Annotated in this window: 17 protein-coding genes; 7 read left to right on the forward strand and 10 right to left on the reverse strand. The window is 62.0% G+C overall.

From position 1 onward, the window contains the following. Positions 1 to 7 precede the first annotated feature (7 nt). From KBI52_RS19810 to KBI52_RS19830, 5 genes are read right to left on the reverse strand one after another with little or no spacing between them, the layout of a single operon-like run. The gene (locus KBI52_RS19810; protein ID WP_210810839.1) at positions 8 to 3,166 is read right to left on the reverse strand and encodes a right-handed parallel beta-helix repeat-containing protein; all 3,159 of its coding nucleotides are present in this window, start codon (positions 3,164 to 3,166) and stop codon (positions 8 to 10) included. Beyond that, positions 3,144 to 4,562 carry a mannose-1-phosphate guanylyltransferase/mannose-6-phosphate isomerase gene (locus tag KBI52_RS19815; protein WP_173946956.1) on the reverse strand — a complete coding sequence of 473 codons (1,419 nt, stop codon included), beginning with the start codon at positions 4,560 to 4,562 and terminating at the stop codon, positions 3,144 to 3,146. Before KBI52_RS19815 ends, KBI52_RS19810 begins: the two co-directional genes overlap by 23 nt. A gap of 60 nt (positions 4,563 to 4,622) precedes the next feature. Next, positions 4,623 to 5,825 carry a PilZ domain-containing protein gene (locus tag KBI52_RS19820; protein WP_173946955.1) on the reverse strand — a complete coding sequence of 401 codons (1,203 nt, stop codon included), beginning with the start codon at positions 5,823 to 5,825 and terminating at the stop codon, positions 4,623 to 4,625. Positions 5,826 to 5,857: 32 nt separating this feature from the next. After that, the gene (locus tag KBI52_RS19825) at positions 5,858 to 7,333 is read right to left on the reverse strand and encodes a glycosyltransferase family 2 protein (RefSeq protein WP_262265601.1); all 1,476 of its coding nucleotides are present in this window, start codon (positions 7,331 to 7,333) and stop codon (positions 5,858 to 5,860) included. A gap of 40 nt (positions 7,334 to 7,373) precedes the next feature. Next, a complete protein-coding gene (locus tag KBI52_RS19830; RefSeq protein WP_210810842.1) occupies positions 7,374 to 8,684 on the reverse strand; it encodes a nucleotide sugar dehydrogenase in 1,311 nt (436 codons plus the stop codon). A gap of 673 nt (positions 8,685 to 9,357) precedes the next feature. Between KBI52_RS19830 and KBI52_RS19835 the strand changes: the two genes are divergently transcribed. The 6 genes from KBI52_RS19835 to KBI52_RS19860 all read left to right on the forward strand — a co-directional run bounded on the left by KBI52_RS19835 (position 9,358) and on the right by KBI52_RS19860 (position 19,086). Continuing rightward, positions 9,358 to 9,840 carry a lytic transglycosylase domain-containing protein gene (locus KBI52_RS19835; RefSeq protein ID WP_210810846.1) on the forward strand — a complete coding sequence of 161 codons (483 nt, stop codon included), beginning with the start codon at positions 9,358 to 9,360 and terminating at the stop codon, positions 9,838 to 9,840. Between the two features lie 344 nt (positions 9,841 to 10,184). Then, on the forward strand, positions 10,185 to 10,802 hold the full coding sequence (locus KBI52_RS19840) for a transcriptional regulator (protein ID WP_173946952.1): 618 nt from the start codon (positions 10,185 to 10,187) through the stop codon (positions 10,800 to 10,802). A gap of 968 nt (positions 10,803 to 11,770) precedes the next feature. Next, positions 11,771 to 13,501: a diguanylate cyclase domain-containing protein gene (locus KBI52_RS19845; RefSeq protein WP_210810857.1), complete on the forward strand. Its 1,731-nt coding sequence runs from the start codon at positions 11,771 to 11,773 to the stop codon at positions 13,499 to 13,501. Positions 13,502 to 13,647: 146 nt separating this feature from the next. Next, positions 13,648 to 14,403, forward strand: a complete 756-nt coding sequence (locus KBI52_RS19850) for an ImuA family protein (protein ID WP_173946950.1) — start codon at positions 13,648 to 13,650, stop codon at positions 14,401 to 14,403. Next, positions 14,321 to 15,823, forward strand: coding sequence for a DNA polymerase Y family protein (locus KBI52_RS19855; protein ID WP_173946949.1), 1,503 nt, complete (start codon positions 14,321 to 14,323; stop codon positions 15,821 to 15,823). The genes KBI52_RS19850 and KBI52_RS19855 overlap by 83 nt, the downstream gene beginning before the upstream one ends. Then, on the forward strand, positions 15,820 to 19,086 hold the full coding sequence (locus tag KBI52_RS19860; protein ID WP_210810859.1) for an error-prone DNA polymerase: 3,267 nt from the start codon (positions 15,820 to 15,822) through the stop codon (positions 19,084 to 19,086). The genes KBI52_RS19855 and KBI52_RS19860 overlap by 4 nt, the downstream gene beginning before the upstream one ends. Positions 19,087 to 19,145: 59 nt before the next feature. Here the strand turns inward: KBI52_RS19860 and KBI52_RS19865 are convergent, their stop codons facing one another. The 5 genes from KBI52_RS19865 to KBI52_RS19885 form a co-directional block, all read right to left on the reverse strand. Beyond that, positions 19,146 to 19,352 (reverse strand): hypothetical protein, encoded by a 207-nt coding sequence (locus KBI52_RS19865; RefSeq protein ID WP_210810860.1) that lies wholly within the window; start codon positions 19,350 to 19,352, stop codon positions 19,146 to 19,148. 89 nt (positions 19,353 to 19,441) lie between these two features. After that, complete coding sequence (locus KBI52_RS19870) at positions 19,442 to 19,687, reverse strand: BrnA antitoxin family protein (protein WP_210810868.1); 246 nt, start codon at positions 19,685 to 19,687, stop codon at positions 19,442 to 19,444. Between the two features lie 583 nt (positions 19,688 to 20,270). Further along, on the reverse strand, positions 20,271 to 21,230 hold the full coding sequence (locus tag KBI52_RS19875; protein WP_210810874.1) for a YsnF/AvaK domain-containing protein: 960 nt from the start codon (positions 21,228 to 21,230) through the stop codon (positions 20,271 to 20,273). Continuing rightward, on the reverse strand, positions 21,227 to 21,718 hold the full coding sequence (locus tag KBI52_RS19880) for a YsnF/AvaK domain-containing protein (RefSeq protein ID WP_210810877.1): 492 nt from the start codon (positions 21,716 to 21,718) through the stop codon (positions 21,227 to 21,229). The genes KBI52_RS19875 and KBI52_RS19880 overlap by 4 nt, the downstream gene beginning before the upstream one ends. A 283-nt stretch (positions 21,719 to 22,001) precedes the next feature. Beyond that, on the reverse strand, positions 22,002 to 22,664 hold the full coding sequence (locus tag KBI52_RS19885; RefSeq protein WP_173946944.1) for a DUF6766 family protein: 663 nt from the start codon (positions 22,662 to 22,664) through the stop codon (positions 22,002 to 22,004). A gap of 351 nt (positions 22,665 to 23,015) precedes the next feature. Between KBI52_RS19885 and KBI52_RS19890 the strand changes: the two genes are divergently transcribed. Then, positions 23,016 to 26,309, forward strand: a complete 3,294-nt coding sequence (locus KBI52_RS19890) for a PAS domain S-box protein (protein ID WP_247654513.1) — start codon at positions 23,016 to 23,018, stop codon at positions 26,307 to 26,309. Positions 26,310 to 26,316: the final 7 nt, after the last annotated feature.

Genomic DNA, 26,316 nt, shown 5'->3' on the forward strand with positions numbered 1-26,316 from the left:
GCTGCTCCTAGGTCCCTTGAGAAGAGCTGGAGAAGGCTCGATGTTGAACGCTTCCATTGATGTCGGTGCAGTCCGATCCGGCCTGGGAGTTGAAGATCTGCCGATCAGCGTCTCCTTCCAAGTAGCCCAAATCCCTGAGCCGACAGGACGAAACGGGCTTCGCAGGCCGGCATGTGCTTGCAATGAGCACATCGGATTGGAAGGCGAGACGAAGGACGGGGCCCTCCAGGCCGCGGATGTCGCCGCCCAGCAAGCGCCGGGACTGCTTGACGAAACGGTTCGAGAACATCGTCAAGCCCGATACGCCCTGCGTGTTGATGCCGACTCCGTTCGATGAGAAGCTGTTGTTCCTGAGGGACAGGCTGGTCACGGGAGCGTAGCGGCCGGATCCCTCTCCCTGCCCGTCTCCTCTCTTCGAGGAGGGGAGGCTCGCGATATAGGCGCTCACGCCCGAATTGGAATTGGCCTCGATTCTGTTTCCGTAGGCTCCCACGTCGAAACTGTTGCGAACCTTCAATCCGTCACGCCTGTTCCCGGCAAGATGATTGTTCGTCAACACGTTGCAAGAGCTCTCGAAGACGGTCACGCCATCCTGCATGTTCTGGAACGAGCTGTTGGCGTTGAGGACGTTGTCCGTGCTGTTGCGATCCAGCACGATCCCGGATCCGGCATTGTCGAATGACAGATTGCCGACGATCAGATTGTCCTCGGCGTCGCGAGACACGGCAATCCCGTGCCTGACCATGGTTCCGTAGACGGTGTTGAAGGCGATGATGTTGCCTTTGGACCCGTCGTGCGCGTCCACCGCATAGACGATGCTGTCCCGAAATTCATTACCGACGACCTGGAGGCGCTCGGCCTCAAAGGAGTGGAACCCGATATACAGATTTCGGAAAACGTTATCGACGATGGTTCCCGTAGGGCGAGCCTGATCCCGCACATTGGCGACTTGATCCGGACCTGACGAGTATGTGAGCCCGAACGATTTTACATTGTCATAGCCGAGGGCTGCTAGGACGGATGATGCCACATTCATGCGGCCATCACCCCATGTCAGCAGGAACGGACGGAACAGGCCTGACTTCTCGCTGTCGGACCACGATGGCTGCCCAGTCTTTTCATCATAGCCCACAACATCTGCATCGACGATGTCGACTTGGCCGGCGTTGGCGATGAACGCCCCGGCCGTGGCGCTCAATCGGTAGACTGGAGCATCGAGGTGCGAGAGGATCAACGTTGCGCCGGGAGCGACGAAGACCGGAGCTCGTACGACGATGGCATCACCATCCTGGACGATCAGGTCGCGGGCGTCCGTTCCCTGCAGCTGGCGGGCTACCATTCCCAAGGTCGCCGTTCCGCTCTGGACGACGACGATCCGTGGCGAAGGCAAACCCTGGTACCGGACGGCCTGCTCGAGGCGCGTAACCCCACTCTCGTCGTCATCGAGGAACTTCGCGATATAGGGATTGTGACGGGCAAACGTGCTCCCGACGACCGCACCGCCGGGCCAAGGCGTGTTCGACCTCACGGCAGCCGACGTTTCAAATTGGCTGGGAATCAGAACGGGAGCGCTTGCCGTTTGAGGCGCGTCCAGTCGGATCAGGGCAAGGCCCCGGCGGGTCTGGAGTTCCTGAGATTCTTCGTCGAGGGCAGGTGCAGACGCTCCGGCGCCATCGCCATTTTCACCAGGTTCATCGCTTAATGGTTTCATGAGATGATCGGCACGGATCTCAGCCAGACGCCTGAAGGTCTTGGCGCGAGAGCGATCGTCTTCAAGGGAGCGGACTAAATCAGCGGCACTGACACCAGTGTCGGGCAGTGTGGCAAGTTCGAGGGCAATAGCCGCTCGGTCGTCGTGATTGGCAATTCGGCGCAGGCTGGCTGCGAGCGCCGCATCGGGAACCAGAGTCCTTCTTTTCTGCTCGATGAGACCTCTGATCTCCGACAGGATCATAAGCTCGTCTGTGCGCCGGTCGTTCTTGCCGGGCCCGGCCTGATGCGTCATGTCACCAGGTTCCGTCGCCCTTCCTAAACTGGGATTGACGGCTGAAGCTCCTGTTGAGATCCGCTCAGCCATTCTGTCATAACCGGCCTCCTTCAGCGCAGCCGCGACCGTGATCTGAAGCGCCGCCTTCCCATGGCCGTCCTCCAGGCTATTGACCAGCTCTGCGGCCCTAAGCGGCGTTCCACGGTCCACGTCATTCTTCACGATGACCGCAAGTGCCGCCTCCTGCCTCGAGCTGTCGAAGAAGCCCTGTGCCGCCGCCAGGGAGACGTCCCTGTCGCGACGCTCGACAGCGGCCTCGAGTGACGCAGACAGAGCATCATCGCGCTCCCGGCCATCCTGCATTGCAAGTGCCAAAGACAGCCCTGCCGACAGATCTCCCATTGCTGTACGCTTCTTGGCCTCGACCTTCAGCTTCGCGTCAGGCGCCTTTTCCAGTGGGGTGCCCTTGAGCTGGTCTCGTGCCATCACCTGGCGGGCATAGGCCCGGCTGCTGGAGGCCGGCATCAAACCGATCGTGCGGTTTGCCAGGGCAATCCCAGGAGCGCCGATCCCAGAGGCGATCCGCGACACGGCATTCAGGATCCCGGCACGCTGGCCGGCCTCGGAGACCAAGTCGATCGTAGCCAATGCTAAGGATACGTATCTGACGGCCCGATCCTGGAATCCCACCCTGGCATAGGCATTGGCAATCGCGACGAAAGCTGCGGCCCGGTAAGCCGGCGACCGCTGCTCGCCTGCAAGCTGGTGGAGGGCGACACCGGCCTCGACCCGATCAGGGCCGGACTGGATTCCAACAAGATCGCCGATGGAGGCCTGGAGCAGCATCGCGCCGACCATGTCGTGGTTGAGCCCCTCGTCCGCCAGACGGGTGAGTTGCTCGCGCGCCCCTTCTCGGAACTCGCCCGAGCCGGAGGTGCCTTGACCGGCGAACTTCTCCAGGAGCTTGAGCCTCGCCCTCACGACCTGATAGAACGCCGCCTTCTGCTTTGCGCTGACACCGCCCTGTTCGGCGGCAACGAAGGCCTGACGCGCCTCGTCCGCGAGACGCGTGACCTCGCTGCCGTCCTGCGCCATGGCGCTGGAAGCCAGCGCCATGGACAGGAGGAGGGATGCCATCCTCAGGCGGCGACGACCTTCAGATCGTGACGATGCGGTCATACTGATCCTCCAGACGCACGATGTCGTCTTCCCCGAGATAGGTTCCGCACTGCACCTCGATCAGATGCAACTCCTCATCGCCGATGTTCTCGAGCCTGTGGACGTCGCCTTTTGGAATGTAGACGGATTCGTTTGCCGTCATGACAAACACCTTCTCGCCGACGGTTACCCTTGCGGTTCCCGAAACGACCGTCCAATGCTCGGAGCGGTGATGGTGGTACTGCAACGACAGACGACCTGCCACGTCCACGACGATGTGCTTCACCTGGAAGGTCTCACCGACACGCAAGGACTCGTACGATCCCCAAGGACGGCGTACCTTCCGGTGCAGGGCCGCCTCCGAACGCTTCGATGCCGCCAGCTCGGCCGCCAGACGTCCGACGTTCTGGGCCTGATCCAATGAACTGACGAGAACGGCGTCCGCGGTATCGATGACGACGACGTTCTCGACTCCCATGACTGCGACAAGACGGGAATTCCCGTGAACGTAGCTGTCACGCACGTCCTGAAGGAGTGTGTCGCCGCGCGACACATTCCCGTTCCCGTCCTTTGACCCGATATCCCAGAGCGCGGACCAGGAGCCGAGATCCCTCCACTCGGGCGAGACCGGGATGCAGACGAGGCGATCGCTGCGTTCCATCACAGCGTAGTCGATCGAGATGACCGGGGCCGTGTCGAACTCGGCCGCGAGACGAATGGTGTCGTTGCCACGTTGAGCCAGGGCGAGAGCATGCCGGGCGCAGGCCAGAACGTCCGGCGCATGCCGCTCCAGTTCATCGAGGATCGTCCGGGCCGTGAACATGAAGATTCCACTGTTCCAGAGGTGGCGCTCTCCGGCAACCAGTGTCTCGGCGACAGCCCGCGCCGGCTTCTCGACGAAACCTCTCACCTTGAAGCTTGCGTCGTCGAAAGCCTCGCCGATCTCGATATAGCCGAACCCGGTCTCCGGCTGGGTCGGGCGAATGCCGAAAAGCACGATCTGCCCCTGCTGCGCAGCCTTTGCGGCCTGAGCGACGGCCTCCGAGAAGATCTCCGCTTGTTCCATGACGTGATCGCTCGGGGCGACGAGCATCAGGCGATCGGGATCTTCCTCGGCGATCAGAGACGCTGCAGCCGCAATCGCAGGTCCTGTGCTGCGCACGCACGGCTCCACCAGCAACCTTGCGGCTCCGGCATGCAGCTGGCCGATTTCACGCAGGGCGAGATCTCGATGGTTGGTGTTCACCACGATGACGGGCTCTGCATACTGTTCCGTACGGAACCGTCGAACCGTCTGCTGGAACAGGCTCGACTGACCCGCGAGGGCATGGAACTGCTTCGGCTCGCTGGAGCGGGATACCGGCCACAGCCGGGTTCCGGACCCACCGCACATCAGAACGGGAATGATGCTGTTCATTTCAAATCTCCAAACTGTTTAAAGATTGCGCTTCGAAGCGTGGCCCTGATTTGATCGTTGTTATTGTTTCAGCCCCGCGAGGCGTCTCCCGCTGTCGACGTCAGGCTCTTTGGCCTTTTTGGGTGCCGCCGCCACCTCGTTGCCTTGCCCGAAGGCAGCCGCGATCCTCTCGCCTGCCCAGTTCATGGCTGCCCGCAGCTTGCCGGTCGCGGCGCCGACCGAGGATCCTGAGAACGTGTTGAAGACCACGGATACGGGCTGCCCGATGGTGGACATGTCGAGATCGCGTCCCGGTGCGAGCTTGACGAGGAACGGACCGGACGATGCGGCCTCGCCGACGAGGGTCGGCAGGCGCTCAATGCGATTCTCCCGCACACGGGTTCCATCGGAATACTCGATGACGGCACTGGCGCCACGATAGAACCGCAGAAGCTGATCGTGAGAGATGCTTGCCGTGACATAAGGAGTGCTCGTCTTCTCGCGGAGAGCCAGGATAGGCGCACCTTCGCGGACGAAATTGGCGGCTCGGCTGTAACGAGCCTGGACGACGCAGTTGCAGGGACTGTCGATGACGATGCTGTTGCCCTGCGGGCCCTGGATCGTCAGCAGCGGCTCCCCTGCCTTCACTTCGCTGCCGGTTGCAACGAACGTGACCTGACCGTTCGAAGGAGCCGGAACCGTCACGAGGTCCGTAGTGATCAGGGCCGACTGGGCGGGTATGATGTACATCCGCTCGAAGAGGCCCATGCCGATGAACCCGAGAAGAAACAGGGTTAAGGCGCCGATCCCGACATAGCCCGCTACGGTGCGGCCATGATGGGAAAGATGAGCCCTCAATCCCTGCGGCGCGGCGCGCTGGGGAACCTCACGGGTCTTGCCCTCGTTCCGGCGTGATGACACATCCAGAATGTCACCAGCATCCACCACCTCGCCGGAGAGGTAGGCGTCGAGGATGAAGCGCAGAAGGTTGTGCTGACGCGGAGAGACATCGACAAAGCGCAGGCCGATCCTGCTGTGCTCATCGGTGATGTAGCGGACCTCCGCATTGATGGGCAGCGACAGTTCGTAGCCGCTGAACGGGAAGACCAGGGTAAGGTCGAGAACACGGCCCGGCTTCGCGTCGATCGCGCCTGTCCTCAGGCCGATGCCTCCGACCGAGACATCGACCACGGAGACCTGAGATCCGTTATAGATGCACCGCACCGGGATCCGGTATCGGGGATGTTGCCTTTGAACCTCGGCTTCGTGCGTGATCTTCGTCATGAACCTCAAGCTCCAAATCGGTATCGTTCATTCTAAGGGAGAAACAGCATCGGCTTCGGTGTCGGAAGCACGTCCATGCTCCAGGCGAGGACCGTCACGAATGTGGCCAGCGCGAGGCTATGCATGTATGCGGACATGAAGTTGCTCGCGATGAGGGGCCGCTTCGTCGCCTTTGTCGAGGCGGTTTTCTGGCGTGTCCATTTCTGCCGGTCGAGACGGAAGGTCACATGGACTTTGATCAGGGACCCGAAGATCTGGTTGAAGTAGAGAAGGAAAGGATAGAAGACGGAGACCCTCGGCCTGGACGCCAAGAGGGACAGGGTCAGGACGTAGCGCGACGTCAGAATCCAGAGGGCATAAAGCAGGAGCGCATAGCCGCTGACGAAGATCCCTGCCAGCAGAGCGATCACGAAGCCCACGAGCGACGTCCACATCGACATCCGCTGATCGAGAATCGCCCACCAGGTGAACAGCCCGATCCTGCGTGGACCAAGCGCGAGAGCCCGCGAGTTCGTGCGCAGCATATTGCCGAACCATCGCACCATGAGCATGGCCGCGGCGGAGATGAAGCTGTCCGAGGGCGGGTCCTCGACGGTCAGCACGACGATGTCGGGCACGTAGAGCATCTTGTAGCCGTTCCGAAGCAGCCAGAACCAGCTCGACTTGTCGTCCCCTGTCAGGAACTTGAACCGGCCAAGGCGCCAATGGTCGATGTAGTCGAGTTCGACCTGGCGAACGAACTCGGGGTTGCAGATGATGCTCGCACGGAACATCGCCATCCGACCGGTCAATGTCAGGACGCGCTGCGACAGTCCGACAGACGACATCAGGGTGTGGCGCTGGGCAAAGCGGAGTGAATACCATTCCTGGAAGATTCGGCGGCCGCGGACTTCGCTCAGCTCATCGGTCGTCAATGCCCCGACTTGCGGATCGAGCTGGAAGAACCCAGCACATTTCCGCACGAGGTCAGGCGGGACGATGCTGTCTCCATCGATGACGGCGACAACGTCGTCGTCGGCAGGAGTGCGGCGTGCGATCGCTCGAAAGCCATAGGCGAGAGCGTCCCGCTTGCCTGTCCCGGCAATGCGCACCATGACCAGATCGACGTTGCTCGCGTCTCCGCAGACGGCTCGGAACAGGCTCTTGACGAGTCTCTGATCGCCGGCCTCCACGACGGAGGCGACGACCGTTGCTCTTCCAGGGGCTGCCAACGCCGCCTCGAAAACGGCGCGATAGACCCGTGCGGTGACTGCACTGTCGATGCGAAAGGTCGTCACAAGCAGAAAAGCGTTGGGTGGTGCTTGCTCCACCGCCGCATCGGCAGCCTTCCGCATGCGTGGGAATGCCTGTTTGCGGAAGACCAGAGCGCGGATGAAATGCAGGAAGCCCCATCCGTAGCGCCACAGGGCGAGAAACCCTATGGTTCCAACGGCTCCGGCGCTCACGGCGCCGTAAGCCTGAGGCGGGATCGCAGCAGCAAACGCTGCTACGGCCACCACATAGAGCACGTGTGCCCCTACCGACTCCGAAAGCCGGTTGCTGCTGGCTTTACCAGCAGATTCCTTGATAAAGGTCACCGGAACACCTTGTCTGATCGATGCGCACGAGATCGATGAGCGGCCTGTCGTCGTTCAGGGTCGCCATCAGCCGCTTTGCCTCATCGCGATTGCCGAGAACGAAAGCCTCCGCGTGATCAATGACTTCGTTGATATCGTCGGTCAGGAGCGAGGTCAGGTGGGGCAGATGCGCCTTGACGAACTGGAGGTTGGCTCCGGTCAGCTTCGCGACCTGAATGTTCGGGTCGTAGATGCGGATATCATAGCCACGCCCATAGAGGCGCTCCGCGAGTTCGACCAGGGGGCTTTCACGCAGATCGTCGGTCTCGGGCTTGAAGCTCAGACCAATGATGCCGATACGACGTTTGCCGGTGGCGGCGACCATCGAGTATGCACGACGCAACTGCTCTTCGTTCGCCTCCATCGTGGCATCGAGAATGGGCGTCGGGACGTCGAGCTTACGTGCCGCGAAGCGCAGAGCCCGAAGATCCTTCGGGAGGCAGGAGCCTCCGAACGCGAAGCCCGGCTTTAGGTACGCTTTGGAGATGTTCAATCGCGTATCGGCACACAGAACCTCCATCACGGCATGACCATCGATTCCGGCCTCCTTGCAGATGTTGCCGATCTCGTTCGCGAAGCTGATCTTCAGCGCATGCCATGCATTATTCGTATATTTGACGGCCTCGGCCGTGCGAATGGACACGATCTTCGGATCAACTTTGAAAATCTTGTGCAGATCGATCAGCCGATCGATCGTCGGCTGATCGTGACGGCCGAAGATGATGGCCCCCGGATCATAGTAATCGGCGATCGCTGTGCTTTCCCGCAGGAACTCGGGGTAGTATGCGACGCCGAAGCCGACGCCTGCCTGACGGCCCGATGCGCGTTCAAGAGCAGGGAGAACGATGCCCTCCATCGTGCCTGGCAGGATTGTCGACCGCATGACCACGGAATGGAAGGAATTTTTCTCGCGTATGGCTGCACCGATCTGCTCGGCTGCGGCGTTCACATAAGCCGTGTCGAGCGATCCGTTCGAACGAGAGGGAGTTCCTACGCACACGAAGGACAAGTCAGTCCCGTGAACGGCCTCGCGAACATCGCTCGTCGCCATCAGGCGCTTGCTGCTGATGCCGCCTTTGATCATCTCGCTCAGTCCCGGCTCGACGATCGGGCTGATACCCTCGTTGAGAGGTCCGACTTTTTGGGGATTTGGATCGACTGCAATGACGTTGTGGCCATCGTTGGCCAAACAGGCCGCGGAGACGGCACCGACATAGCCAATCCCAAAAACGCTGATTTGCATTGGGCTGTTCCTGCTGAATCACAGTGGAAGGGGCGCAGACTTTGGAAAGCGCCGGATACAGCCCAATAAATACTACCGCTTGGTTTTATTTCGCCCCACTATTTCGGCTTGCGAGATACCCCCTCGGAACTAAGAAAGGCATTACCACTTTCAACATGAGGCTTTAACTCATAAGTGCTGCCTATACCCCTTGCTCAGCGAGCCCGGTAGTCTGAGTTATTCTTTCTTCGCATCCGGTTCAAAACTCAATCCGGCGTTTGCTATATTCAGCAAGATGTCATCGTACATTCCTATGTATTTCAGAATATGGCCTTAGCTGCCTAGAATACTCACCGCTCCAATTCTAGGAAGACAGTCATCGATTGATCTCAGCGCGTGCTTTCCAGGCATTGGCTTCAATCCGATAAGTCAGGTGTATTGACCTTCCAGAGTCTTGCAGGACGCGCGAGCGTTTGGAGTCCGCGCACTTTGACATGGGATTACCTCTCTACCCCCTTTGAACAAGCGACGACGATGTCTCCAATGAGCGGCATGGTCAGAGTAACGGCCAAAGAGCTTACATCCGAAGCGCCATCAGAAGGGATACACGGGTCGGCATGACATCCTTACAGTCAAGCTGACGTCCAATTGCCACGATTGGCGTCGAGAAATCTCCTCAAACAAGGGGACCTTCATGATTTCTCGTCTTGTTCTCGCATGTGCGGCGCTCGCCTGCACGTTGCCTGCCGCAGCATCTGAAAGAGACCAGATCGACACACTCGTCGCACAACACGCCCGGGCCCACGGAATTCCCGAAACATTGGTACATCGAATCATCCGGCGTGAAAGCGGCTACAATCCACGCGTGTCCAGTGCCGGCAATTTGGGCCTCATGCAGATCCGCTATGCCACCGCGCGAGGAATGGGTTATAGAGGAACAGTCTCGGGCCTGCTCGACGCGAACACCAATCTTACATATGCCGTTCCGTATCTTGCGAACGCCTATCGAGTGGCAGGCGGCAACCCGGACCGTGCCGTCGCGCTTTATGCTGGCGGCTATTACTACGAGGCCAAGCGCAAGGGATTGCTGCATACCCTTCGAACCGGCGCCAGCGAACCCGTGACGACAGGTTCGATCACCGCCTCGGCAGGCTTCGCATCCTCCAATTCCCGTTAGGCGCTCTTCGTCACGGCACTTGGGCCGAACATTTGCAAGTCTCCAGCATTCAGGTTCCGACCCCTGCGCGGTGGAAACGCCGCATGGTGCAGGATCATGGTCTGGCCACCTTGGAAGTTCGGGTTGGAGCGACAGCGTTTCAGCACATCTCAGGGTTTCGGCAGGCCACAAGAGATTCCCGGCGCTCTCTTCCGTCACGGGCTTCTGAACCTCCCCCCCTGCGGTGGAGCCGTGTGGCCGCTTGCGCGTTCTGAATGCGATGGATGTATGATCCATCGCTGCTCATCGATGATACTGTCCGTGATTGTCGAGAGCAAACCACGCCATACGCGAGTTGATCCACGATGCCGGATTTATCGAAAACCGTGTTCCTCGATTTTGAGGCCTCATCTCTCGACAAGCAGGGTTATCCTATTGAGGTGGCCTGGGTCTTCGCAAATGGCGAGGAGGAGAGCCACCTCATCAAGCCTGCTGAAGCGTGGACCGACTGGGATGTCAAAGCAGGAAGGGTTCATGGCATTTCAAGGGAGCAACTGAACGCGGAAGGAGAACCGCTCGACGAGGTTGCTCAGAGGATGGTGTCAGTTTTGACGGGCCGTGCACTCTATGCAACAGCGCCATCATGGGATGGGAAGTGGCTCAGCAAGCTCCTGCGCACAGCCGGACTGCCACGCCACGCCTTGCGTCTTGAAGATACCGAGATGGCTCATAGACGGATTATGCGTGAGGTGCTGCGGGATGCTCGGATTCCGGCGGATCTCCATCGAAGCATTATGCAAGATATTCTTGCCCAAGCTCAGCGCCGCGATGATGAACTCGGTCCTGCAGCCCACCGTGCCCTTGCGGACGCGCGGCGCGAGCAACGTCTCTGGCTCGACATACGCCGCCGCGTGGAAGAAGCCGCCGCGCGATCCCAACAGGGCGGCATCGACACACCCCAAACAGTCGGACAGGCCCGGTAGTCAAGCATGAACGGTGCTGCGTCGTATCGGCGTCTTTCGGCTTCTGCCCAGAGCTGACCAATCAATATCCGTCCGGCAATCCGGATGCGATATCCTGATCGGGCCGTGTCAGGATATCGATGCGACGGCCGTCCGGAAGTTGAATGGTCCGCAGCCTCATGACCTGGAGACCTGCATCCAGTCCCTCCCGAACAGACCCGTAGCGTGTGACCCGCGCCCGACGCTCTATGGCGCTGCGAGGTTCAGCCTGCGATATTTGGGTTCCGGTCGCACGTCGGCGCGCGACCTGGGCATCCCGCCTCTGGCTGCGGGTTGATGCATTGGCCTGCTGTGAGCGAGGGCGTGTCTTGCGCTCGACAGTGGTTTTTGGCTTGGTCTGCGTGTCAGCGACTGTGTTCCGCGGCGAAGTTTCAGCAGACGGCTGAGCTTCGGTGTCGACCTTCGCTTCGGCGGGGCGTGGACTAGGAGGGGTCGCAGAAGGCGCGGCAGCTTGGGCCGGCGGCGACGCCGGAAGGGAGGATGGTGCCGAGATCGGTGCCTTGGTCTCGGCCTCGGATGGCGGATCGACCCATGGGCGCCCAGCTTGGGCCAGGGCCGCTGACGAGGCCCCCAGAAGCCCCGCAAGCGAGGCAGTCACCAGCCAACGTCCTGTCAATCCTGCCATGACACGCCTCCAGATCATTCCATGGGGAACGCTTCTGCTACCGTGGCCGGTTCCATGGCGCTGACACCTTAGGGCCGACCCGGGAACTCGATCACTGAAGCCTGGCCTCTCTCAACGAACCCACAGGAACGGGACCTGTATGTCCATTCAGGTACGATGTGGAGGCGGGCTCTCGCACTTCAACGGTATTGGCAGCGCGATCAGGTGATCGTGAAGCCGACCCCGATCCTGATCCCTGCACAAGCTCGGCAGTCACCGTGAGATGTGATGCTGTAAGGAGCCCCCATCCGCTACATAGTTACAGTTGCGGCTGATCCGGCAGCCCGAGCGGTCTCTAAGCGGTAACGTCCCGAACCGCTCGGCATTTCAATCCATCTATCTGGTGTTACCTTGCATCTCTTTGCTTTGCGAAGCTTCGCGAGGAAATTGTCCTCGTCGACAGTCGCGACCATCTGCCAATTGTAACAATCTATTAGGACCATTTATTGAATATATTCTAATCTGGTTTGTGCAGTGTCGAATGAAACGTCTGTTCTCAGAAGTCTATCTACACCTGATTGCAGGCGTGATCGCCCTGGGCATTCTCGGGATCTCGGCCCATACGCTGTGGGTGGATCGCCAGAACACGTGGCATGAGGCCGAAAGGGCCTCCCGGAACGTCCTGACCACGATTGCCCACGATCTCGACGGCAATCTCGAGTTGCTCGATTTGTCTCTCAAAGGAGCGATGGAGGGGTTGCGATATCTTGGCTCCCAGCAGCTTCCTGCGGATCTCCAATACCGGATGCTCTTCGACCGCGCTGCCTCCGCGTCTTTCATGGGAGCGCTGCTGCTCGTGGATCAGGCCGGCAAACTCATCGCCGATGCCGGTCCGGTCATTGCCCCGCGGTCGCTCGACGTCGCGGATCGCGAGTACTTCATCGTCCACAAAGAGAACAATCACATCGGCCTGTTCGTGAGCCGACCTTTCGCGAGCAGAACGAGCCATGGCGATCTCAGCATCGGGATCAGCCGCAGGTTATCGGATCCGACGGGCCATTTCGCCGGCGTCGTCATGGGATCGATCCCGCTGGCGACCATCAATCAGATGTTCGATAATTTGAGCCTTGGCCGGCAGGGGGCGATCAATCTCTTCCGGAACGACGGCGTCCTGCTGACCCGCTATCCTTATGATGCCGGTCAGATCAATCAGGATCTGGGCAACTCACCGCATGTCCAGCGTCTTCTGCAGGCAAAATCCGGCACGTTCGACTCGATCTCACCCATCGATGGCATCCGGCGCATCATCACCTTCGAGCGGCTCACAAAATATCCGCTGGTTCTCACCGTAGCCCTCTCGGTCGACGAGATCTTCTCGGCCTGGCAGCGAAAAGCTCTCATTCTCAGCTTGGCGACGCTCGCTCTCTGCTGTGCGGTCGTTGGACTGACGATCCTGTTCCAGCGCGAGTTGAAGCGCCGTACGAGGGCGGAAACCAAGCTCAGGAGGATTGCGAGGACCGATGACCTGACGGGCTTGCCGAACCGTCGCGCGTTCCGTGAGACGTTCGAACGGGAATGGCGTCAGGCTGTCCGTGCAGGCTCGCCTGTGTCGCTGCTCTTCGTCGACGCCGACTATTTCAAGAACTTCAACGATCGCTATGGCCATGGGAGAGGAGACGAGGTGCTCTGTGCAGTCGCCGGCACGCTTGAGACCAGCATCCGCCGCCCTCGCGATGTCGCGGCCCGTTATGGCGGCGAGGAGTTTGCCATCATCCTGCCCGAGACGGATCCGGCAGGCGCCGGGCTGATCGCCGAGAACATTCTTCAAAGCATCGTCGCCTTGAACATCGCCCACGAGGGCAGCCCCTATCAGGTGGTGACGGCGAGCATCGGAATTGCCTCGGCACGACCATCCCGCGGAAGCGAACGAGCCGTTCTCCTGGAGGCTGCGGACCAGGCGCTCTACGAAGCCAAGGCCGCCGGCCGCAACTGCCTTCGGGTCGCCGAAGATACAACTCAATCGCAGCACAAAGCCCGGCCCCATGCTGTAGCCTGATACGCGCCAACCTTCACGGAATCGCCAAGCGTGAACGCAACATTCTTCTCCTCGCAATCCACAATTGCTGACGCGTGTATTTGACACCTTCCGTAACGAGAACATACTAGGAACATCCTCAACACGAAACTGATTTGGCGCGGGACATGCATCATGCCGGGCAACAGAAAAGGCTTGCCGATTTACGGCATCGGATCGCCCGGCTCGAAGGCAGTTCCCAGAAGATCAAACCCCTGCCCTTCGCTCTTCGCGAGATCGACGGCCACCTGCCGGGGGGTGGGCTTGCCAGGGGAGCTCTGCACGAGATGATCGAGGCAGGACTTGCCTCGGAATTCGCCGGCTGCACGACCCTGTTCACCGCCGGGATCGCTGCCCGCCTCAAGGGACCCGTGCTCTGGTGCCTGTCCCGTCAGGATTTGTTCGCCCCTGGCCTCCTGCGCGCTGGCCTGCATCCGGACCGTGTGATCTATGCCGAGGCCGATCGCGACCGGGACATCCTGCCCCTCATCGAGGAAGGCCTCCGTGAAAAGGGACTGGCGGCTGTTGTCGGCGAGGTCTCGCGCCTGGGTCTGACAGCCTCGCGGCGCCTGCAACTGGCGGCGGAAGCCACGGGCGTCACAGCCCTGGTGATCCGACGCTGGTGGACCCTGGCCGAGAAGGATCTGGTCCATCTGCCGACCGCCGCCGTCACCCGCTGGCGCATCACCCCCGTTTCGTCCGAGGTGATGCCTGCCCCCGGACTTGGCCGAGAGCGCTGGCAGATCGAACTCCTGCGCTGCCGTGGCGCCGAACCGCGTACCTGGATTTTGGAGGCCTGCGATGCGAAGGGTCGTCTCGCTCTACCTGCCGACCTGGCCGACCGATCGGATCAGACGGCGGACCGGCGAGCCGCCGCGCAATGAGCCGCTCGTGACCGTTCATGCGGTCGGATCACGCCGCGTCGTGCGTGCCGCCTGCGCGGCCGCGCAGGAGGCGGGTCTGCATGTCGGCATGCCGCTTGCCCAGGCTCAGGCTCTGGTGCCGAACCTGCACGTGGTCGAGGCGACCCCGGACGAGGATGACGCTTCGCTGCGCGAGCTGGCACGCTGGGCCATTGGCTACTCACCTGTGGTGGCGCCCGACCCGCCGGATGGCCTGTGGATCGATATTGCCGGCGTGGCGCATCTCTTCGGCGGCGAGGAGGAGTTGCTCACGGATCTGACCAGCCGCCTGAGACGACAGGGGATCGCCTCGAAAGCAGCCGTCTCTGATGCCCCGGGAGCGGCCTGGGCGGTGGCCCGCTACGGAAGCGGCGGGGTCGTGCCGACGGGCCGGGCCGCAGACGCTGTTGCGACCTTGTCGATCCGTGCCCTGCGCGTGGCCGCCGACAAACTCAGCGCCCTGCACCGACTCGGCATCGAACGGATCGGTCAGCTCGCCGCCATGCCAAGGGCGCCTTTCGTACGACGCTTCGGCCGCGATGTGGCGCTGCGTCTCGACCAGGCCATGGGCCATGCTTTCGAGCCGATCACGCCGCTCATCCCCAGGGAAGCGCCGACGGCAGCCCTCGCCCTCGCGGAGCCGATCGGTCGTCTCGAGGATCTCAAGGGCGTGGTGCTGCGCCTGGCCAAAGATCTGTGCCGGCAACTGGAGCGCCGCGGCGAAGGCGTGCGCCGCCTCGATCTTCTCTGCCAGCGTGTCGATCAGAAGAGCGCCTGCCTGCGGGTCGGCACCGCCAGAGCCAATCGGGATGCAGTTCATCTCGCCAAGCTCTTCGACGAGCGCCTGCAAACGATCGATCCCGGGTTCGGCATCGAGGAGATCATTCTCGTCGCAAGCAAGGTCGAGCCGCTGACGGAGACGCAAATTCAAGCCTGTGGCCTTAGTGACGAGGTTGCTATGGAAGCCGATATAGGCCCTCTCGTCGATCGTCTCGGCGCCCGCATCGGCATGAGAAAGGTTTACCGCCTCGCACCCGTCCAGAGCCTTGTCCCCGAGCGCATGGCTCGAAGGATCCCGGCGCTTGCGCCGCCGACCGGCTCCGTCTGGCCGGAGAACCTGCCGCGGCCCACGCGCCTGCTCGACCCGCCGGAGCCCGTCGTGGCGACCGCCCTGCTCCCGGACCATCCGCCGCGCTTCTTCCTTTGGCGCAAGGTGAAGCACACGGTCGCCAAAGCCGACGGACCCGAGCGCATCACGCCGGAATGGTGGAACGGCGACGAGGGTTCAGCAGCCCGGGATTACTACCGCGTCGAGACCGTGCAGGGCGGCCGCTTCTGGGTCTTCCGCGATGCGCCGACTGCCGAGGGCGGGCGCTGGTGGATGCACGGCTTCTTCTCATGACGGACGCCCTCCGCCCCATCTATGTCGAGCTCCAGGTCACGACCCACTTTTCCTTTCTGCGCGGAGCCTCGAGCCCGCAGGAACTGTTCGAGCAGGCAAAGCTCCTAGGCATCCCGGCGCTCGGCATCACCGACCGCAATTCGCTGGCCGGGATCGTGCGCGCCTACGAGGCATCGCGGAATACGGGCGTTCGCCTCGTCGTCGGGAGCCGCCTCGACCTCACCGACGGCACATCGCTGCTCGTCTATCCGACCGACCGGGCTGCCTATTCCCGCTTGTGCCGGATGCTCAGCATCGGCAAGAGCCGCGGCGGCAAGGGCAAGTGCCATCTTGTCTGGGACGATGTGGCCGCCTGGAATGAGGGTCTCGTGGCCATCCTGCTGGGCGATGAGGCGACGGAGGAGCTCGCTCGAAACCTCGTCCGGCTGATGGCGACCTTCGGCAACCGTGCCTATATGGCGCTGATCCGGCGATTTGCGCCCAACGAGCACCTGCGGCTTCACGCGATTGAGCAAGCGGCGCAGGCCGCCAGGGTGCCGACCATCGCCATGGGAGACGTGCTCTATCATAATCCCGATCGCCGCCGCCTGCAGGATGTGGTCTCCTGCATCCGGGAAGGCACCACCATCGACGAGGCCGGCTACCGGCTCGAGCGCCATGCCGATCGCTACCTCAAGGATCCGATCGAGATGGAGCGCCTGTTCGAACGCCACAGGCAAGCCTTTCATCGCGTTCAAGAAATCCTCGATCGCTGCACCTTCTCTCTCGACGAGCTGCGTTATCAGTATCCGTCCGAAACGGAGGGCAGCGAGACCGCGCAGGAAAAGCTGGAGCGGCTGACCTGGGACGGTGCGAGGCATCGCTACCCCGATGGCATTCCCGATAGGGTCGCAACAACCTGCCGCCGCGAACTGCACCTGATCGAGGAGCTCGGATACGCTCCTTATTTCCTCACGGTTCATGCCATCGTGTCGTTCGCCAAGTCGCGCGGCATCCTGTGCCAGGGGCGCGGCTCGGCGGCGAACTCCGCCGTGTGCTTCGTGCTCGGGATCACGTCGATCAATCCCACCGAGCACGACCTGCTGTTCGAGCGCTTCGTTTCTCAGGAGCGGCGAGAGCCGCCTGACATCGATGTCGATTTCGAGCATGAGCGGCGCGAGGAGGTGATTCAGTGGATCTATGACACCTATGGTCGGCACCGCGCGGCGCTGACAGCCGTCGTCTCCTGCTACCGCGCCCGGGGCGCCGTGCGCGAGGTCGGCAAGGCTCTCGGTGTTCCCGAGGACGTGACGGCAGGATTGGCTGGCCTCGTCTGGGGCTGGGGCAACGATGGCGTGTCGGACAAGGAGGCGAAGGAACTCAACCTCAACCTCGGTGATCCGCGCCTGCGGATGACGCTTGAACTCGCCGCGGAGCTCATCGGCGCTCCGCGTCACCTCTCGCAGCATCCGGGCGGCTTCGTGCTCACCCATGAGCGGCTCGACGACCTCGTGCCCATCGAACCGGCCGCCATGGAGAACCGGCAGGTCATCGAGTGGGACAAGAACGACATCGACACCCTGAAATTCATGAAGGTCGACGTGCTGGGTCTCGGCATGCTGGGCTGCATGCGCCGCGCCTTCGATCTCTTGCGCGAGCACAAGGAAGAGGATTACGATATCGCCACGATCCCGGGTGAGGATCAGGCCACATACGCCATGATCCGGCGGGCCGATACGATCGGCACCTTCCAGATCGAGAGCCGCGCCCAGATGGCGATGCTGCCGCGCATGAAGCCGAAGACTTTCTACGACATCGTCATTCAGGTGGCGATCGTCCGCCCTGGCCCGATCCAGGGCGACATGGTGCACCCTTACCTGCGACGGCGCGAGAAGCACGAGGAGGTCGACTACCCGCGCCCGGAACTCAGGCGCGTGCTGGAGAAGACGCTGGGTGTGCCGCTGTTCCAGGAACAGGCGATGCGGGTGGCGATCGAGTGCGCGGGATTTACGCCCTCCGAGGCCGATCAGCTCCGTCGCGCCATGGCGACTTTCAAGTTCACCGCCGGCGTCTCCAAGTTCCGTGACAAGCTGATCCAGGGCATGACCGCTCGCGGCTATGACGCGGCTTTCGCGGAACGCACCTTCAAGCAGCTCGAGGGCTTCGGCTCATATGGTTTTCCGGAGAGCCATGCGGCGAGCTTCGCCAAGATCGCCTATGCATCGTCCTGGCTGAAATGCCACCATCCCGACGTGTTCTGCTGTGCCATTCTGAACGCACAGCCGATGGGCTTCTATGCACCGGCCCAGCTGGTCCGGGACGCGCAGGCCCACGGCATCGAGGTGCGGCCCGTCGACGTCAACCACTCGCGCTGGGATTGCATCCTGGAGCCGACCAGGAACCCACGACGCTTCGCCGTCCGGCTCGGATTCCGGATGGTCCATGGTCTTGCCAATGCGGACGCCGCCCTGATCCCGATCGTTCGAACAGAGCAGCCGTTCGCGTCCATCGAAGATCTGTCGCGGCGCGCGGGTCTTCCGGTCGCATCCCTCACGCGTCTGGCGGAAGCCGACGCCTACGGCTCCCTCGGCATCAGGCGCCGCGATGCCCTTTGGACCATCGAGGGATTGTCCAATGAGGTGCTGCCGCTGTTTGCGGCTGCCGACGAGCGGGAGTGCACGATTCGGCCTGAGGTGATCGAGCCCCACGTCGAACTCGTCCCGATGACGGAAGGTCGTGAAGTCGTCGACGACTACCGCTCGAAAGGGCTGACGCTGCGTCGGCATCCTGTCTCCTTCTTGAGGCCGGAGCTGACCGAACGACGGATTCGTTCATGCGGGGATCTTCACCATGCCCGGGACGGGCAGCGGATGACGGTGGCAGGTCTGGTGCTGGTGCGCCAGAAGCCGGGCTCCGCCAAGGGCGTGACCTTCATGACCATCGAGGATGAAACCGACGTCGCCAATCTGGTGATCTGGTCCAGAATATTCGAGACGCACCGGCGGCTGATCCTGTCGTCGGGCATGATCGGCTGCCGCGGACGGCTCCAACGAGAGGGCGGCGTCACCCACCTGATCGCCGAGCATCTCATCGATCTGTCCGATCTCCTGCGCTCTGTGGGTGATCGGGACGAGCCCTTCCGGATGAGGCATGGGGCTGGCGACGAGGCGAAGACCGGCTCGCGCGAGATGCTGCGGATGGGTGTCCGCGACACCTCCGAAGCATCGGCAAGCGACGTCTCCCAGGTACCCGTGATCAGAGTTGCAACGCGAGACTTTCGCTGAATAGACTTCAGCATCGCCCAAGGGCCGCGACCAGCCGTCGCTCAGGCCTTCCCAGACCGCTACCCCGGGTCCGCCTTCATCGATCTGCGCTCGGCTTCGTCGAGCCTTTCAATCAGAGCGGTCAGATGGCGCGGATGCGCCTCTGAAAGAGTTTCCGCATATAGGCTCTTGAGGAACAGCCCAATCATCGCCGCAGTGTGACTCGGCGGCAGCTCGAGGGTATTGGGGAGCCGAAGCCCCCGGATCTGCTCATCGTCAACCAACATCGCCAGGCTCCGCGTGCCTCGCGTTCCCCTTGCCCATCAGTGAGCCAACCCGCTCGGGAGGATCGGGTTTCAACGCAAGTGGTTGATTCTCAGTCATCGGACTTGCCCGCAACCTTCCGGAGCGCCGCATTGATGCGGTCCTGCCAACCGGGGCCGTCATCCTGAAAGAATGCAAGCACGTCCTGGTCAATGCGAAGGGTGATCGTCTCCTTGACGCCAGGAATGACAGCAGCCTTCGGTGGCCCCTCGATAGGCTTCGTGGTCGCCTTCTTGAAGGCGGCTTCGGCCGCCTTCAAAGGATCGCTGGAGCGCCGGCCGCCTGTGGATCTCGTCATTGCTTCCCTCCTGAGCTTGCCCTGCCCTGCACGCGATCTGCCTTCGTCATGCTTGGGCCCGTCGGAACGCGGACGACCGCCATATTACCAGAAGTAAGAAATGCTGTAGGCAAGGATGCCCGCCACAACGAGGATGGCGGCGGTCTTCCAATGTTTCTGTATATGCTGGTGCAGGGTCATCCTCAATCCACCTCGCTCCTTCGCAGAACCCGCGCCTTCAATACGCAGGCACGGCCGTCGCCTGCACGATTGTCAGCGGCTGGACCGCATAGCCGTCTGCCTGCGTCAATCCTATGCCGGATCGAGAGGAATGAACAGTTGGGGGCACACAAGGGAGGATTGTCAACAATCGATCTGCGAGGATCGGCCGGACCCGGTATGCGAGCCGCACGGTCGGGCTGGATCAGAGGTCCCTGCGGTTATTCGTAATTCGGCAATACGCATCTGGCACAAAACATGCCAAAACTCTGACAAGGCCGGTTCAACGATGATAGCAGGGACCTGATCCCCACTGATTGGCCCTCAAGAATGTCTCGCTTGATGGGCGGGCCCTTTCCGCCAGGAAGGACCCGCCTCTCGTGTGCTAGGAATTGCGATCGACCGTACCCGTCCGGTTGCCGATGGTGCCACGCTCGTCCTCGACATCGACCTCAGTCCGGCGCACCGTATCGGAGATCGTCTCCGTGCGCTGATCGGCTTCCTTTCGTACGACAACCTCTTCGACCACGCGGGCTTCCTTCGAGACGACCGCCTCCTCGCCACGCTCTTCCACCTCGATGGTGCGCTCCTGGAACGGGTCGCCGCTGATCGCGCCGGCCTGCGTCGCGCCAGCCACCGGGCGCCGCTCCACTTCCACGTGCTCCTCGCGCAGGCTCACCTGCTCGCTTACCGGACGTTCGACCACGTACGAGCGGATGCGAACACGCCCGTGGCTCACGTCACGCCGGCCGACATGCAGTTGCTCCTCGGCAATCGGGATCACCTCGTCGCCACGCGTGGTGCGCTGCGAGTCTGTGTTCATCGATGCTGCACCCACAGTGCTTTCAGATCGCCTAGAAGTCCCGGAGGTGGATGAGGTGCCGGTGGTCAGGTTGGCGGTGCTCCCGGACAACACGTCCGAGGTTCCGACATCCGCTGCTCCCGTCCATCCTTCAGAGCGCCAGGAATCAGCGCGCTCGTCGATGTCGATCGTGCCTTCATCATCGAGGATGTCGATCACGCGCTCGTAATCTGCATCGGCGGCATTGACCGAAATGAGATAGCCGCCCCGGCGCAGACCTTCGGCGTAGGTGTGGCGATCCTCGTCCGGCAGGAACAGGTCGCGCAACGAATCCCACAGGCCAACGCTGGCCTCCGGGAAGGACTGCGTGTCCGTGCCGCGCGACGTGCCGGCATCCTCGTCGCCGGGGGTCAGGCGGATGCTGTCCCGCGCAATCCCGGCGGCATGAAGACGGCTGATCGCCTGCTCGGCATCGCTGCGGCTGTCGAAGAACGCCGTCACGAGCTTTTGGGTAGAAGATCCGGTTATGGCTCCAGAGTTCATCGGGATGTCTCCTCCTGGGGGGTGGGTATATCGGGAGCAAACCGCTCCACGACGGCGCGCTGCTTGCGTAAGCTGACCGGCACCTCGACAGTTTCAGTTTTGGCGCTGCGGCGGATGTGCAGCTCCTCCTTGAGCACCAGCCGCTTCTCGACCACGAGCACCTCCTCCAGCACCGGGACGATCGTCACATCGCCTTCGGTCCTGATCTCGGGGGCGCTCTCGACCATCCTGTCGATGGGGACACGCGTCACCTCCACGATTTCCCGGCTCACGTCCGCATGCGCCAGTTCCTCGACGGTTTCGGTGATCGTTTTGACCTGCACACGTCCGGTCACGACCTGACGCTTGCTGACGGAAACGGTCTCCTCAACGATCGGGATGACCTCTTCGGACATAGCCTGGGTGCCAGCCTCGGGGGGCGCCTCAAGCCTGGTGTGGTGCTGCTCGTCGTCCGAGCGCCGAAAGATGGGTGTGGTTGGATCGCTCATGGCCGTTCTCAAGTGAACGGAAGCCAACGGGCGCTTGCCATGAGAGTTCCCTGAGAATGCCAGCGCGATCGAACCTATGCTTTCAGGCACCATAAGGTGGATCAGTTTAGCCTGGCGGAACTATCGAAGCGGAACCATGGCGGGGCGGATCAGGGCTGACCGATCGAACCAGAGGCTGCCGGTTGCGCCCGGATCGGACGCCGAAATAGGCTTACTTGGACATGGAAGACGTGCCACAAGGCACGCTGCCTGATCCCTTTCGGCCTTTGTGCTCGCCGGCCGATCAATGACCGGTCATCGCATGCGGGGCTGACACCGGCTTCGACTCCGGCGAGCCGCGCTCGCGCAGATAGATGCCGAGCAACAGCAACACGCCGATCGACAGGAACTCGCTCTGCCAGTTCTGGAAGCTCTCGTACCAGAACTGCGGATCTCCCAATGTCTCGACCACCGTCTGCGTCGGCTGATTGTGGAGGATCGCCTCCTCGTTGATCCGCCGCGTGCTCCCCGCAAGATGCAGCCAGAAAGACGCAAGGAAGAGCGTGACCAGCGCGATGCTGAGCGAGTGCGAGTAGAGCTTCAGCAGCAGCCCACCCCGGTGGACCGGCCACGGCGCGTCAGGATCCCCGCGATGCGCCGATGGCGACTCGTCCTCGGGATTGACCTCGTCCGGCTTCTTGGACTCCGAGGCGCCCTTCTGGAAAAGGAAGATGGTGAGCAGCACGTAAGCCGCCATCTGGAGGAACTCACTTTCCCAGTTCTCGAATACGGCTGAGATGAAATGGCCGCTGGACAAATAAGAGCCGAACCCGATGGCGGGCATGTTGTGGAGGCGCAGTTCCTCCCCATGGGCTCTCCATCCGGTGAGCGCCTGACCGATGAGGGACAGGACGAACAGCACCAACAATGTAACCGTCAGCCCATTGTCACGCAGGAACCGCCGCATACGCCGACCTCACAGAAACCCAAACTGCTACGGTTGATTAACTCGGAACGGGAATGTTGGTTTCGTTCCGTGCCCATGATGGGGTGGCAGGGCGTCCTAGCGATCCCCGTGGGGATCGCCTGGACGCAGAAGGAGCGTTGAGATCGGGGCACTCTGCCTTAGATTTCAACCCGAGGCCGACCCAGCCTCCCTGTTCCTGCTCTCGCTAAAGCCTTGGCGAAGCCTGATCCTGGCTCGCCCACGAGCCGGATCTAGCCTCCTCACGGGGTACCGATGCACCATAAGACGTCACTCCGGCCTGCCCCCGTTGATCGCGAATTCCTGTCTGCCGGTGGGGAAATGGGGTCACGGATGCGGGCGCACGACTGGACGACCTCTCCCCTGGGGCCGCCGGAAGCTTGGCCGCAATCCCTGCGCACCCTGGTGCGCCTGATGCTCAATGCCAAGCAGGCGATGTTCATCGCCTGGGGCCCTGAACTCGCCTTCCTGTACAACGACGACTACGCCCCGATCTTCGGCGCCAAGCATCCTGAGGCTCTGGGGCAACCCTTTGCAGAGGTCTGGTCGGACATCTGGGGGCAGATCACGCCGCTTGTCGACCAGACGCTCGCGGGACAGGCGAGCTGGCATGAGGATCTTCTCATCCCCATGGAGCGGTACGGCTACCGGGAAGAGGCTTGGTTCAGTTTCTCCTATTCTCCCGTTCATGATGAGAGCGGGGCCGTGGCCGGCATGTTCTGTGCGGCCATCGAGACGACAGGGAAGATCCTCAACCAGCGAGCCCTTCGTGAGAGCGAGGAGCGCGCGACAGGCGTGCTCAATGGAATGGACGAAGCCTTCATCCTGCTCGACCGCGAGTTCCGCATCCTCCAGATCAACACGGCGGGACTGCGGCTGGACACCCGGCCGGAGACTGAGATTATCGGGCGCCGTCACTGGGAGGTCTGGCCAGGAACAGAGGATACGCCGCTCGGCCAGTTCTACAAGCAGGCGATGGCCGATCGGGTGCCGATGCGAACGGAGAACCGCTATGTCTGGCCCGACGGCCGGGAAGCCTGGACCGAGATCCGGGCCTATCCAAGCCCAGACGGCTTGGCTGTGTTCTACCGGGATATCACCGAGCGCAAGATCGCCGAAGATCGCCTCCACGAAGCGGAGGACCACTACCGCCACACAGTCGAGCTTAATCCGCAGGTCACCTGGACGGCAGCGCCGAATGGGCAACTCGACCGTGTGGCTCACCGTTGGCAGGACTGGACCGGCACTTCCGGGCTGGGGGAGACCTGGACGCAGGCCATGCACCCTGAGGATCTGGAACCGTCCCTGAAGGCATGGACCCATTCAACATCCACCGGGGAGACCTACGACATCGAGCACCGGGCTCGCATGCGCTCGGGCGAATACCGCTGGATGCACTCACGCGCCTTCCCGCGACGGGGCCCGTCCGGAGAAATCGTCAAGTGGTACGGCACCACGGAGGATATTCATGAGCGCAGGGCCGCCCGGGAGGCTCTCCAGGAAGAGACGCGCTCCCTGGAGATTCTGAACACCGCCCTCGCGGTCGTTGCGTCCGAGCTTGATCTCGACGGGCTGGTACAGCGGGTGACCGATGCGGGCGTCGAGCTGACAGCGGCGCAATTCGGCGCCTTCTTCTACAACGTCGAGAACGCGGCAGGCGAGAGCTACATGCTCTATACGATCTCCGGTGTTCCGCGCGAGGCGTTCGCCAAGTTTCCGATGCCGCGCAACACGAAGGTGTTCTCTCCGACGTTCAGCGGGGAACGCATCGTACGCTCGGACGACATCACCCAGGATCCGGCCTATGGTCACACAGACCCGCATCGCGGCATGCCGCCCGGCCATCTGCCCGTCCGCAGCTATCTGGCTGTACCCGTGGTCTCCCGATCGGGAGAGGTGATCGGCGGGCTGTTCTTCGGACACGAACAGACCGGTGTTTTCGATCAGCGTTCCGAGCGCTTGGTGTCCGGGCTTGCCGCAGAAGCTGCAGTGGCTATCGACAACGCTCGCCTGTTCCAGAAAGCTCAACGCGAGATCGAGGAGCGGCGGCGTGCCGAAGAGGCCTTGCGCCGCCTGAATGAGACCCTGGAGGCCCAGGTCGAGGAACGGACCCGTGAACGCGATCAGATCTGGCAGCTCAGCACCGACCTGATGGACGTATGCCGTTCGGATGGAACCCTGCTTGCCGTCAATCCGGCCTGGACCACAATGCTCGGCTGGACCGAGGAGGAGTTGCTGGCGAGCAACTTTCTCGGCCTCATTCATCCCGATGATGTCGAGAGCACACTCGCGGAACTTGCACATCTGGAACAGGGGGCACAGACCTTCCGGTTCGAAAATCGCTTTAGGACGAAAGACGGCAGCTATCGCCTGGTCTCCTGGACCGCAGTGCCCAAGGAGGGACTGTTCTATGCGATCGGTCGCGACATCACGGCCGAGCGGGAAGCCACGGAGGCATTGCGTCAAACCGAAGAGGCGTTGCGGCAGTCGCAGAAGATGGAAGCGGTGGGCCAGCTCACGGGCGGCATCGCTCATGACTTCAATAATCTTCTGACGGGGATCGTCGGCTCCCTCGACATGCTGCGCACGCGTGTCTCACAGGGCAGGCTGGACACGGTCGATCGGTATATTACGGCTGCCACCACATCGGCTAACCGCGCGGCTGCGCTCACCCACCGCCTGCTGGCCTTCGCACGTCGCCAGCCGCTTGATCCCAGGCCGGTGCAGGCGAATGCGTTGGTCGCCTCCCTCGAGGACCTGTTCCGGCGCACGGTCGGCGAAACGGTGACCCTCGAGGTGGTGCTCGCCGGTGGGCTTTGGCCCACGTTATGCGACCCGAACCAGCTTGAGAGCGCACTTCTCAATCTCGTCATCAACGCCCGCGACGCCATGCCGGACGGGGGGCGCCTGACAGTCGAAACCTGCAACGCGCATCTCGACGACACCTACATCGCCGCGCAGCGGGACGTGAAGCCGGGCCAGTATGTCTGCATCTGCGTGACTGACACCGGCACAGGCATGCCGCCCGACGTTATCGAGCGCGCGTTCGACCCGTTCTTCACGACAAAGCCGTTGGGTCAGGGCACCGGACTTGGATTGTCGATGGTGTATGGGTTTGCACGCCAGTCCGAGGGCCACGCCCGGATCTACAGCGAAATTGGCCAGGGTACCACGATCAAGCTTTACCTGCCGCGCTACAGAGGCGAGACGCAAGCCGAGATCGAAGCTTCGACCCTTGCTGAGGCGCCGCGGGCGCAGTCCGGCGAGACCGTGCTGGTGGTGGAAGACGAGCCGGTGGTGCGTGGCCTCATTCTCGAGGTGCTGGAGGATCTCGGCTACCGCACCCTTGAAGCGGTGGACGGACCAGAGGGCCTCAAGATCCTTCAATCCAAGCGGCACATCGACCTTCTCGTCACGGATGTCGGCCTCCCTGGGCTGAACGGCCGCCAGCTGGCGGATGCAGCCCGGGGAATGCGCCCGAATCTCAAGACGCTCTTCATCACCGGCTATGCTGAGAATGCCACTCTGGCCGCGGGGTTCCTCGAGCCCGGGATGCAGATGATCACCAAACCGTTCGCGGTGGACGCTCTCGCGCAGAAAATCCGGTCGATCATCAAGGATGAATGATGCACGT

The organism is Microvirga sp. HBU67558, from assembly GCF_018069605.1.
GTDB classification, from domain to species: domain Bacteria; phylum Pseudomonadota; class Alphaproteobacteria; order Rhizobiales; family Beijerinckiaceae; genus Microvirga; species Microvirga terrae.

Coding starts and splice junctions, on each gene's coding strand:
- KBI52_RS19810 (WP_210810839.1), bottom strand. CDS start 3,166: ATGACCGCATCGTCACGATCTGAAGGTCGTCGCCGCCTGAGGATGGCA.
- KBI52_RS19815 (WP_173946956.1), bottom strand. CDS start 4,562: ATGAACAGCATCATTCCCGTTCTGATGTGCGGTGGGTCCGGAACCCGG.
- KBI52_RS19820 (WP_173946955.1), bottom strand. CDS start 5,825: ATGACGAAGATCACGCACGAAGCCGAGGTTCAAAGGCAACATCCCCGA.
- KBI52_RS19830 (WP_210810842.1), bottom strand. CDS start 8,684: ATGCAAATCAGCGTTTTTGGGATTGGCTATGTCGGTGCCGTCTCCGCG.
- KBI52_RS19835 (WP_210810846.1), top strand. CDS start 9,358: ATGATTTCTCGTCTTGTTCTCGCATGTGCGGCGCTCGCCTGCACGTTG.
- KBI52_RS19840 (WP_173946952.1), top strand. CDS start 10,185: ATGCCGGATTTATCGAAAACCGTGTTCCTCGATTTTGAGGCCTCATCT.
- KBI52_RS19850 (WP_173946950.1), top strand. CDS start 13,648: ATGCATCATGCCGGGCAACAGAAAAGGCTTGCCGATTTACGGCATCGG.
- KBI52_RS19855 (WP_173946949.1), top strand. CDS start 14,321: ATGCGAAGGGTCGTCTCGCTCTACCTGCCGACCTGGCCGACCGATCGG.
- KBI52_RS19860 (WP_210810859.1), top strand. CDS start 15,820: ATGACGGACGCCCTCCGCCCCATCTATGTCGAGCTCCAGGTCACGACC.
- KBI52_RS19865 (WP_210810860.1), bottom strand. CDS start 19,352: ATGTTGGTTGACGATGAGCAGATCCGGGGGCTTCGGCTCCCCAATACC.
- KBI52_RS19870 (WP_210810868.1), bottom strand. CDS start 19,687: ATGACGAGATCCACAGGCGGCCGGCGCTCCAGCGATCCTTTGAAGGCG.
- KBI52_RS19875 (WP_210810874.1), bottom strand. CDS start 21,230: ATGAACTCTGGAGCCATAACCGGATCTTCTACCCAAAAGCTCGTGACG.
- KBI52_RS19880 (WP_210810877.1), bottom strand. CDS start 21,718: ATGAGCGATCCAACCACACCCATCTTTCGGCGCTCGGACGACGAGCAG.
- KBI52_RS19885 (WP_173946944.1), bottom strand. CDS start 22,664: ATGCGGCGGTTCCTGCGTGACAATGGGCTGACGGTTACATTGTTGGTG.
- KBI52_RS19890 (WP_247654513.1), top strand. CDS start 23,016: ATGCGGGCGCACGACTGGACGACCTCTCCCCTGGGGCCGCCGGAAGCT.